The sequence below is a fragment of the Bradyrhizobium sp. genome (assembly GCF_035570375.1).
Taxonomy (GTDB): Bacteria; Pseudomonadota; Alphaproteobacteria; order Rhizobiales; family Xanthobacteraceae; genus Bradyrhizobium.
This window is the reverse complement of the sequence record NZ_DATMLW010000003.1, coordinates 1-9,208: the sequence shown is the minus strand read 5'-3', so window position 1 is coordinate 9,208 and position 9,208 is coordinate 1. Positions and strand designations below refer to the sequence as shown.

10 protein-coding genes are annotated in these 9,208 nt (G+C 61.7%); 9 read left to right on the top strand and 1 reads right to left on the bottom strand.

The features are described 5' to 3' along the window. Positions 1-358: 358 nt before the first annotated feature. The 4 genes from VNX23_RS00345 (at position 359) to VNX23_RS00330 (ending at position 4,332) form a co-directional block, all read left to right on the top strand. Positions 359-2,227, top strand: coding sequence for a flagellar hook-length control protein FliK (locus VNX23_RS00345; protein ID WP_325626823.1), 1,869 nt, complete (start codon positions 359-361; stop codon positions 2,225-2,227). Next, on the top strand, positions 2,224-2,493 hold the full coding sequence (locus VNX23_RS00340) for an EscU/YscU/HrcU family type III secretion system export apparatus switch protein (RefSeq protein ID WP_325626821.1): 270 nt from the start codon (positions 2,224-2,226) through the stop codon (positions 2,491-2,493). The genes VNX23_RS00345 and VNX23_RS00340 overlap by 4 nt, the downstream gene beginning before the upstream one ends. Before the next feature lie 285 nt (positions 2,494-2,778). Next, a complete protein-coding gene (locus VNX23_RS00335; protein WP_325626819.1) occupies positions 2,779-3,597 on the top strand; it encodes a penicillin-binding transpeptidase domain-containing protein in 819 nt (272 codons plus the stop codon). A gap of 99 nt (positions 3,598-3,696) precedes the next feature. Further along, the gene (locus VNX23_RS00330) at positions 3,697-4,332 is read left to right on the top strand and encodes a carboxymuconolactone decarboxylase family protein (protein ID WP_325626827.1); all 636 of its coding nucleotides are present in this window, start codon (positions 3,697-3,699) and stop codon (positions 4,330-4,332) included. Between the two features lie 147 nt (positions 4,333-4,479). Here VNX23_RS00330 and VNX23_RS00325 read toward each other — a convergent pair whose 3' ends face one another. Beyond that, the gene (locus VNX23_RS00325; RefSeq protein WP_325626817.1) at positions 4,480-4,911 is read right to left on the bottom strand and encodes a DUF4260 domain-containing protein; all 432 of its coding nucleotides are present in this window, start codon (positions 4,909-4,911) and stop codon (positions 4,480-4,482) included. 131 nt (positions 4,912-5,042) lie between these two features. On the opposite strand from VNX23_RS00325, the gene VNX23_RS00320 reads away from it, so the two are divergent. The 5 genes from VNX23_RS00320 to VNX23_RS00300 all read left to right on the top strand — a co-directional run bounded on the left by VNX23_RS00320 (position 5,043) and on the right by VNX23_RS00300 (position 9,010). Beyond that, positions 5,043-6,575 carry an acyl-CoA carboxylase subunit beta gene (locus VNX23_RS00320; protein WP_325626815.1) on the top strand — a complete coding sequence of 511 codons (1,533 nt, stop codon included), beginning with the start codon at positions 5,043-5,045 and terminating at the stop codon, positions 6,573-6,575. 56 nt (positions 6,576-6,631) lie between these two features. Continuing rightward, on the top strand, positions 6,632-6,979 hold the full coding sequence (locus tag VNX23_RS00315; RefSeq protein ID WP_325626825.1) for a hypothetical protein: 348 nt from the start codon (positions 6,632-6,634) through the stop codon (positions 6,977-6,979). Positions 6,980-7,291: 312 nt separating this feature from the next. Continuing rightward, positions 7,292-7,738: a DUF2214 family protein gene (locus VNX23_RS00310; protein ID WP_325626813.1), complete on the top strand. Its 447-nt coding sequence runs from the start codon at positions 7,292-7,294 to the stop codon at positions 7,736-7,738. 266 nt (positions 7,739-8,004) lie between these two features. After that, positions 8,005-8,625, top strand: coding sequence for an ABC transporter substrate binding protein (locus VNX23_RS00305; RefSeq protein WP_325626811.1), 621 nt, complete (start codon positions 8,005-8,007; stop codon positions 8,623-8,625). Then, positions 8,618-9,010, top strand: a complete 393-nt coding sequence (locus VNX23_RS00300) for an ABC transporter substrate binding protein (protein ID WP_325626809.1) — start codon at positions 8,618-8,620, stop codon at positions 9,008-9,010. The genes VNX23_RS00305 and VNX23_RS00300 overlap by 8 nt, the downstream gene beginning before the upstream one ends. Positions 9,011-9,208 lie beyond the last annotated feature (198 nt).

Here is a 9,208-nt window from a genome sequence, read left to right as displayed (position 1 = left end):
GGGTTCGATGGACTGACGGACGGGGCACCTGTCTCACCCACGGTCTGCAACGACCTTGGGGTCTGCGGACTCCCGTCCGTCACCGCACCGTCTACAATACCAGACGAACGGACTTTCGACTTACAAGGGGGTACGGTCTCTCAATAGAACATTCGCCCTCACCCGGATTGCTTCGCAATCCGACCTCTCCCCACAGGGGAGAGGTGCATCGAGTCTGCCGCTCAAGGCGATTCAGCCAAAACTCATCCCGCTTTAGTGGAGTGGATTTGACAGTCACTACCCTCTTCGTCGCGGCCGGTTAACGACGGGTTTACGACACCCCGATAGCTTCGATTCGGGTATTGCCCGGTGAAGCCGAATGCCGATCGTGATCACGCCAAATCTTCCGCCCGTTGCCGCGCCAGGCGGCGCCGCGGATATCGTCCTGCAAGCGGGAAGCGTGGTCAGCGCCCGGGTATTGCGGATTCTTGGGCCAGACCAGGTCCGGATTTCGATCGGCGGCCAGTCGATCGACGTGCTCTCGCAGGTGCCGCTGCAGGCCGGGCAGACGCTGCAGCTCCAGGTTTCGCAGACCGCAAGCGGAATTGGACTGGCGATCGTCAACCAGCAGGGGACCGCGGGCGGGGGCCAGAGCGTGCCCGGCGCATCCACCGTCACGCTCGCGCCTGATGCGGCAAGCCTTGTTGATGCGCCGACGACGCCCGTTTCAACTGCGGCCGGCAACCAACTCACCCCGTTTGAGACGCTCGCGGTGTCGCTGGCCTCCCAAGCGGCAGCGACGCAGCAGAGCTCGCTTGCGCCCCTTTTTGCCAATCTCGACGCGGCCTCCGGATCGCCCGCCTTGCCTGCGCAGGTTCAACAGGCCGTCGCGCAAGTGCTGTCGTTGCGAACCAGTCTCGACCCAAATCTCTCCGGCGGCGACATCAAAGAGGGGTTTTTGGCCTCCGGCCTTTTTCTCGAGGCTTCGCTCGCCTCCGGATCGCTCCCGCTCTCGAGCGGCGCTCCGGACCTCAAGGCCGCGCTCATCGTGCTGCGCCAGGCGCTGGCGTCCTCCCTCGCGGATGTAACGGTTACTGCCGGCACGTCGGGCGCAGCCGACACGGTGCAGCAGGGGACGGCGGCCTCGGCTGCTCCGCCAGACACGGCATCCCCGGAAGGCCCGGCGCAGGACGGCGCGACCCTGCCCGAAATCAGGACCGCGGCGCTCGGGCAGGAAACGGCATCGCCGTCCACCCCATCGACGCAAGTCCCTCAACCCTCGCTTCAGCCATCCGTCTCGCCAGTCATCATCATCGGCGGAGCCGAAACGGGCGTCATCGAATCGCCTGCGATCGCGCCGCAGCTTGCGTCAGATGCGGCTCGGCTCACGACCCCGGCACAGAACGCCGCAGCCGTGACCGCGCAGGAAATTCTCGACCTCGTTTCCTCAAGCCAGATTCTCAACGCCATTTCGACGCCGGCCGATGCGGCGGCGCGCGCCGCCGCCAGCAGCGCGGTGCTGAACCTGCTGCAGGAAGCGCTGCAGGCAGGTCCGCCAGGTACAGGAACTCCATCAAGGTTTGCGCTTGAAAATGGCCAGGCGCTTGCCCTTATCCCCGCGGTAACCGCAACGCGCACTTCTGTGATCGAAGAGGCCGAATTTTGGCGCACCAATCTTCCGCCGCCGCCGGTCAATGGCGCGCTGCCTGCGGCCCAGCCGGTGGCGCCTGTAACCCTCAATCCGCACGCGCCGCAGGAATCGACCTTGCAGCGTCTGCTCGAGAACACCGACGGCGCAATTGCGCGGCAGACGCTGTTGCAGGTCGCTTCGCTCCCCGGTCAAACCGACGCGGCCACGCGGCGGATCGATCCCGCCGTGCCGCGATGGAATTTCGAGATTCCATTCGCAACGCCGTCAGGCACCGCGATCGCGCAGTTCGAGATTTCGCGCGATGGCGGCGGCGATACCGTCGAGCCGGCCAAGCGGGTGTGGCGGGCGCGATTCTCGCTCGATGTCGAACCGGCCGGACCCGTCCACGCGCTGATCTCGCTGAGCGGCGAGCGAACTTCGGTGCGGATGTGGGCGGAGCGGCCGACAACGGCCTCGCAATTGCGCGCAGGCCTCTCGCAACTGGGCCAGGCGCTGAGCCGCGCCGACCTGCAGGTGGGCGATATCGTGGTCCGTGACGGCGCGCCCCGGCAACGAACCTCTGCGCCCGCGGGGCATTTCCTGGATCGGGCGCTATGAGCACGCCGTCAAAAAACCAGCTTGCGGTCGCGCTGCACTACGACAGGTCCAATGGCGCGCCGCGCGTTGTCGCCAAGGGCAGGGGAAGCCTTGGCGAAAAGATCATCGAGGTTGCCAGGGCCCATCGCATCCCGATCGAGGAAAACGAAGTGCTGGCGGGCGCGCTCTCGCATGTCGAGCTTGGCGATGAGATTCCGGCCGAGCTCTACAAGGCGGTCGCGGAAGTGCTGGTGTTCGTGCTGCGGCTGTCGGGGCAGATTCGCTAGAGATGACTTACCTGGTTTGAAGCAGTGCTTCGACGTCACGGCAGCAAAAGCGCGCTCCCTCTCCCCTTGTGGGAGAGGGTTGGGGTGAGGGGTTCAGGTCCATCGATAGAGCGTAACCCCTCACCCGGATCGCATCTGTCGATGCGATCCGACCTCTCCCGCAAGGGGAGAGGTGAGACCGAACAAGCGGCACGCGCGATTTTGGCTTCTCGCTCTTGATCGTCATTGTTTTACCACGATGTCATCCGCATCGTCGCCGCCGCTTCTGATGCAACGGAAATGGTCATGATCACCCGTCGTCACGTCATGGGCTCCCTTGCGGCCGCGGCCCTGTTGCCGTCGCGCGGCCTTGCGCATGTCGCGCCTCCGCGCAGCGAAATTCGCGAAGCTCTCGCCAAGCACTTCACGGATGCGGGAACGGATGGAACCTTCGTCGGCTACAAGGTCGAGGATTACCTGGTGATCGCCAGCGACACGGATCGTTCGGGCGAAGCAAAATTGCCGGCTTCGACTTTCAAGGTCCCGAATTCGGTGATTGCGCTTGAGACCGGCGTCGTCGGCGATCCCGACAGGGACGTATTCAAGTGGGACGGCACGGTGAGGATCATCGAGGCGTGGAATCGCGACCATACGCTGCGCTCGGCGATCGCGGCCTCCGCCGTGCCGGTCTACCAGGAGATTGCGCGCCGCATCGGCGGGATGCGGATGCAGAAATATCTCGATCTGTTCGAATATGGCAACCGCGACATCGGCGGCGGCATCGACCAGTTCTGGCTGACCGGAAACTTGCGCATCGATCCGGTTCAGCAGGTCGATTTCGTCGATCGCCTGCGGCGCGGCGCATTGCCCGTCTCCAAACGCAGTCAGGAGCTGGTTTGCGATATCCTGCCCGTCACCAAGACCGGCGACTCCGTCATCCGCGCCAAGAGCGGGCTGCTTGGTGCCGAGATCGGCAAACCCTCGCTCGGCTGGCTCGTGGGGTGGGCCGAGAAGGGCGATGCTCGCACGGTGTTCGCGCTCAATCTCGACATCCGCGAGCCGCGCCATATCGCGGACCGCATGAGCCTTTCGCAGGCCTGTCTGGCCGATATTGGCGCGATCTAATCCTTCGCAATATGATACGAATGTCGGAACCGGGACACCGGAGTTCGGCATCTTTCAATCACAACAAGGCGGAGGGAAATCGTGAAATCTGCAATCTTCATGTCGTCGCTCATGATCGCCGCGGCTGGCGGCTGGTTTGCCGCCACGATGTTTGCACCACCGGCGACTGGCAAGGAGCCGCGCTTTCCCCAACTCACGATGGACCAGCTCAACGAGACGCAAAAGCCGCTGGGCGAGCAGATCATGAAGATTTCGAGCGTCGGGATTGGCGGGCCCTACAACCCGCTGATGCGCAGCCCCGTGCTCGGACAGCGGCTGTTCGACCTGTTCCATTATTTGCGCTGGGAGACGTCGGTCCCCACCAAACTCAACGAGTTCGCGATCCTGATCATCGGCCGGCAGTGGCGCTCGCAGGTCGAATGGTTCGCGCATGCGCCGCTCGCCGCAAAGGCCGGGCTCAATGCCGACATCATCACCGAACTGAAGGCCGGCAACCGGCCGTCGAAAATGGCCGAGGACGAGGCGGTGGTTTACGATTTCGTCACCGAGCTCACCACGACGCAGAAGGTCTCCGACGAGATCTACGCGCGCGCCAAGAAGGTGTTCAACGACCAGCAGATCGTGGACTTGACGGCGGTTGCCGGCAATTACGTGATGGTCGCGATGCTTCTGGCGATGGCGGAGGAGACGGTGCCGCCCGGCAAGGAGCCGCCGTTCAAGGTCGGAGAGAAGTGATGCGGGCGTAGCAGGCGAAGAGGTTGCCTTGAGCGATCGCTGCTATTGACACCCGTCATGGCCGGGCTTGACCCGGCCATCCACGTCTTTGCAGCTCGTTTAGGAAGACGTGGATGCCCGGGATAAACCGGGGCATGACGGAAGAGGTCAGCGGCGTGTCAAACTCTTACCCGCTGGCGCACCCCTGCCGATCGTCCCGAGATGGGTGAAGGCAAATCCTTTGGAGTATTTCAAGCCGTAGCCGAGCGCGCGATCCAGACCAATATGCGCCAGCCAGATCATGGCGACCGAAATCACCAGCGGCGGAGCAAAACCGAAGCCGGCGGTCATCAGCGCCATCGGCGCCATGTAGCTGTGCATCGCGTTGTAGACGATCGCGCCGATTCTGCCTCCCGCGAGATAGCCCAAAAAGCTGAGGTCGGGCGCCAGGAACAGGACGGCGTAGACCCACCAGGGTCCGCCCCAAAACCCGTATAACAGCGTCATGCTGGCAAACAGCGTTAACCCTTCGAGGCGGAGCAGCGTTCGTAAAGTCCCGGAAACAGCGCCTGTGGTCGCCTGGTGGTCGGATTCTGGCATTGGCTTCCCCTTCCGGCCCCTAACCCGTGAAGCCTCTTGATATTACGTGCGCTTGCAAATGCCGGGAAGGCCGTTTCCCGCCGTCGAAGGGGCGTGTTAGAAACCGACCAGATCGGGCAGGAAATAGCGAAATGAAAGACATTTTGGACAGGCTTGAGGAAAAGCGCGCCGGCGCGAAATCAGGGGGCGGCGAGAAGCGGATCGAGGCGCAACACGCCCGCGGCAAGCTCACGGCGCGGGAGCGTATCGAGCTGTTTCTCGACAAGGGCAGTTTTGAAGAGTTCGACATGTTCGTCGAACATCGCTCGACCGAATTCGGCATGGAAAAGACGAAGGTCCCGGGCGACGGCGTCGTCACCGGCTGGGGCACCGTCAACGGGCGCAAGACCTTCGTCTTCGCCAAGGATTTCACCGTGTTCGGCGGCTCGCTGTCGGAGACGCACGCGCTGAAGATCACAAAACTTCAGGACATGGCGATGAAGGCCCGCGCCCCCATCATCGGGCTTTATGACGCCGGCGGCGCCCGCATCCAGGAGGGTGTCGCGGCATTGGCGGGTTATTCCTACGTGTTCCGTCGCAACGTCATCGCCTCGGGCGTGATCCCGCAAATCTCCGTCATCATGGGTCCGTGCGCCGGCGGCGACGTCTATTCGCCCGCGATGACCGACTTCATCTTCATGGTGAAGAACACCAGCTACATGTTCGTCACCGGACCCGACGTGGTGAAGACCGTGACCAACGAGGTCGTCACCGCGGAAGAACTCGGCGGCGCATCCGTGCATGCCACGCGCTCCTCGATTGCGGACGGCGCGTTCGAGAACGACGTCGAAGCGCTGTTGCAGATGCGGCGCCTGATCGACTTCCTGCCCGCCAACAACACCGACGGCGTGCCGGAATGGCCGAGTTTCGACGACATCGAGCGGGTCGACGCCTCGCTCGACACGCTGATCCCCGACAATCCGAACAAGCCCTACGACATCAAGGAATTGATCCTCAAGGTCGTGGACGAAGGCGATTTCTTCGAAATCTCGGAGCTGTTCGCGAAAAACATCGTCACCGGTTTTGGCCGCATCGCAGGCCGCACGGTCGGCTTCGTCGCCAACCAGCCGATGGTGCTGGCCGGCGTGCTCGATTCGGACGCTTCACGAAAGGCCGCGCGCTTCGTCCGCTTCTGTGACGCCTTCAATATTCCGATCGTCACGTTTGTCGACGTGCCGGGCTTTTTGCCGGGCACCGCGCAGGAATATGGCGGCCTGATCAAGCACGGCGCAAAACTCCTGTTCGCCTATTCGCAATGCACGGTGCCTTTGGTGACCGTGATCACGCGAAAAGCCTATGGCGGGGCGTTCGACGTGATGGCCTCTAAAGAAATCGGCGCCGACATGAATTATGCCTGGCCGAGTGCGCAGATTGCTGTCATGGGCGCCAAGGGCGCGGTCGAGATCATCTTCCGCGCCGACATGGCCGACCCTGAAAAGATCGCCGCGCGCACAAAGGAATATGAGGACCGTTTCCTGTCGCCGTTCGTCGCCGCCGAGCGCGGCTATATCGACGACGTCATCATGCCGCACTCGACCCGCCGCCGTATTGCGCGCTCGCTCGCTATGCTGCGCGACAAGCAGGTCGAGATGCCGGTCAAGAAGCATGACAATCTGCCGTTGTGAGCATGGCGAAAAGGGTAGCGATGGATCCAGGATGCGGCGAGATGCTCTCAAGTCCGATGACCGAGGACGATCCTCCCGACGAGATTTCAGCGCTCGAAGAGCGGATCGAGGCGCTTGCCGAGATTGCCGAACGATGCCGGAAGTTCATTCTTGCATCCAGGATTGCGATCGCGAGCGGTCTCGCGTTACTGCTGGTCACGGTGCTTGGTCTTTTCGGGGCAGGTCAGGTCGCCGCGCTTGGGTCGATTGCCATGGTGCTGGGCGGAATCGTATCGCTTGGATCGAACCTCAGCACACTGCGACAGACCGATGCCGCTATTGCCGCCGCCGAGGCACTCCGGTCGGACCTGATCGGCGGGATCGATCTTCGCCTGGTTCATGATGCGCCGATGAAGCTGATGTGACGCGATCATCAGGCGCCGGTTGCAACCCTCTCCCCTTGCGGGAGAGGGTGCCTTCGATGCTTTGCATCGAAGGCGGGTGAGGGGTTTGCCGCCAGATCGGACGTCCAAGAGGTACCCCTCACCCGAAATGGGACTGCGGCAGCTAGCGGAGATGCCCTCTCCCGCAAGGGGAGAGGGCGCATCGATTGGCATCGTGCGTTCGGCGGGTGCGCAAACAGGATGCCTTGGTCCATCTTACCAACAACAGCAAGCATTGGATAAGATGGTCCTACGCCGTTTGGCTATCCCGCCAATAAACGCCGGAGCTCCGTCATGTCCACGCTCTTCGCCTTCCTCCACCACCTCTGCGCCTTCACCCTCGTTGCGGCGGTTGCGATCGAGTTCGCGCTGATGAGGCAGGATTTGACGCTTGCCTCGGCGCGGAGACTTCAGGTCACCGATCTCGTGCTCGGCATCGCCGCGGGCCTGTTGCTCGTGATCGGGCTGTCGCGGGTGTTCTTCTTCGAAAAGGGCGCGAGCTATTACTGGCATAGTCACGCGTTCCTGTTGAAATTCGGCCTGTTCATTATCCTCGCCTTCGTGTCGATCATCCCGACCATGGAGTTCCTGTCCTGGCGTGGGGCGATCAAGGCAGGGCAGGTTCCGGTGATCGAGGCGAGCCGGCGCAGGCGGGTCACCGGCGTCATTCATGCCGAGCTTGCCGCCATCGTCGTCATCCTGCTTTGCGCCGCCATCATGGCGCGCGGCGGATGGGTTTAGGTCGCGTCAACCACAGCCTGATTGACGCAAGTCGGATGAAGGCGAGGTAATTCGCTGCAAGCTTGTCGTATCCGGCCACCGACGCCATTGGGGTCAAACGGAATTCAACCAGCCAAAAATCCCCGCTGAATCGGTCGAAAACGACCCGCAGCCGTCTTCCGCGATGCGCTGCATTTTGACGCAGCATTTGCGCCTGCGGTGAACGCAGCCACAATCGAGACGTGGTACGCTGCGTCTTGTCGTCCTCAAGCTCCGATGAGTATGGAATGAAGCGGCGGGAGTTCATTGGACTTGCCTGTGGCGTCAGCGTGCTGGCCGCGACAACATCAAGGGCTGCATGGGCGGTGGAGCCCCGCAAGATGTACCGGATCGCGGTACTCCATCCATCGCATCCGGTATCCGATCTGACCGAAAACGGCCGCATCAAATATTATCGCGAGTTCTTTCACGAACTTCGCCAGCTCGGCTACATCGAGGGAAAAAACCTGGTGGTCGAACGGCTTTCGGGCGAAGGGCGAATTGATCATTATCCTGAACTCGCGCGCGAAGCCGCAGCTCGCAATCCAGATGTAATTTTTGCAATCACTAATTTGATGGCCGGCCTGCTCAAAGAGGCAACCTCCACGATCCCGATTGTCGCGTTAACCGCCGATCCGGTCGGGACCGACCTTGTGACGAGTTTGGCACGGCCAGGCGCAAACATCACCGGCGTTAGCGTAGATGCAGGTCGCGAGCTTTGGGAAAAACGACTTCAGCTTTTAACGGAGGTCGTCCCGACAATATCGAAATTGGCAATCGTGGGTGTAGAAAAAAACCCGGAAGCACCCGCAATGCAGGACGCGACCGAGAAAGCCGGTATCGAGGTCGTAGGTCCATTTTATGAATAAGGGCACCGATGACGAGTACCGGGAGGTCTTCAGCACGATCTCCCGGTCAGGGGCCAACGCCCTCTTCGTGGGTGGAAATGCCGAACAGGTCACCAAGAGGCGGCTCATTGCCGAATTGGCGGCGAAGCACCGGCTACCAGCCATTTATGCATATCCGGTGTTTGTCGAGGCCGGTGGCCTCATGTCCTATGGAACTGATCTGATGGAAATTCTTCGTCATGCTGCGCGTGACATTGATCAAATTCTCAACGGCGCAAACCCGGGCAATATTCCTTTCTATCAGCCAACCAAGTTTGAGCTTGTTTTCAATCTCAAGGCTGCGAAAGAAATCGGACTTACAGTGCCAGAGCCGCTGCTCGCCCGCGCCGATGAGGTGATTGAGTGACCGGCTCCTTGTTGCAATCCAAGAGTCGGGATTTGGCGCATCGCATCATTTCGCGGCCCGCGCAGCAATTAGGTCGCTTCTCTAATCGGCCGTTTGAGGTCAAGCACTTTCAGACTATCCGCCACTGCAATGTCGATGTCGCTCACGGGCTCGCGCTTCTCTTCGGAATCGGCACCAGGGCCCTTCCATCATGGGATC

Coding starts and splice junctions, on each gene's coding strand:
- VNX23_RS00315 (WP_325626825.1), top strand. CDS start 6,632: ATGACCGAGGACGATCCTCCCGACGAGATTTCAGCGCTCGAAGAGCGG.
- VNX23_RS00310 (WP_325626813.1), top strand. CDS start 7,292: ATGTCCACGCTCTTCGCCTTCCTCCACCACCTCTGCGCCTTCACCCTC.
- VNX23_RS00345 (WP_325626823.1), top strand. CDS start 359: ATGCCGATCGTGATCACGCCAAATCTTCCGCCCGTTGCCGCGCCAGGC.
- VNX23_RS00300 (WP_325626809.1), top strand. CDS start 8,618: ATGAATAAGGGCACCGATGACGAGTACCGGGAGGTCTTCAGCACGATC.
- VNX23_RS00305 (WP_325626811.1), top strand. CDS start 8,005: ATGAAGCGGCGGGAGTTCATTGGACTTGCCTGTGGCGTCAGCGTGCTG.
- VNX23_RS00340 (WP_325626821.1), top strand. CDS start 2,224: ATGAGCACGCCGTCAAAAAACCAGCTTGCGGTCGCGCTGCACTACGAC.
- VNX23_RS00325 (WP_325626817.1), bottom strand. CDS start 4,911: ATGCCAGAATCCGACCACCAGGCGACCACAGGCGCTGTTTCCGGGACT.
- VNX23_RS00320 (WP_325626815.1), top strand. CDS start 5,043: ATGAAAGACATTTTGGACAGGCTTGAGGAAAAGCGCGCCGGCGCGAAA.
- VNX23_RS00330 (WP_325626827.1), top strand. CDS start 3,697: ATGTCGTCGCTCATGATCGCCGCGGCTGGCGGCTGGTTTGCCGCCACG.
- VNX23_RS00335 (WP_325626819.1), top strand. CDS start 2,779: ATGATCACCCGTCGTCACGTCATGGGCTCCCTTGCGGCCGCGGCCCTG.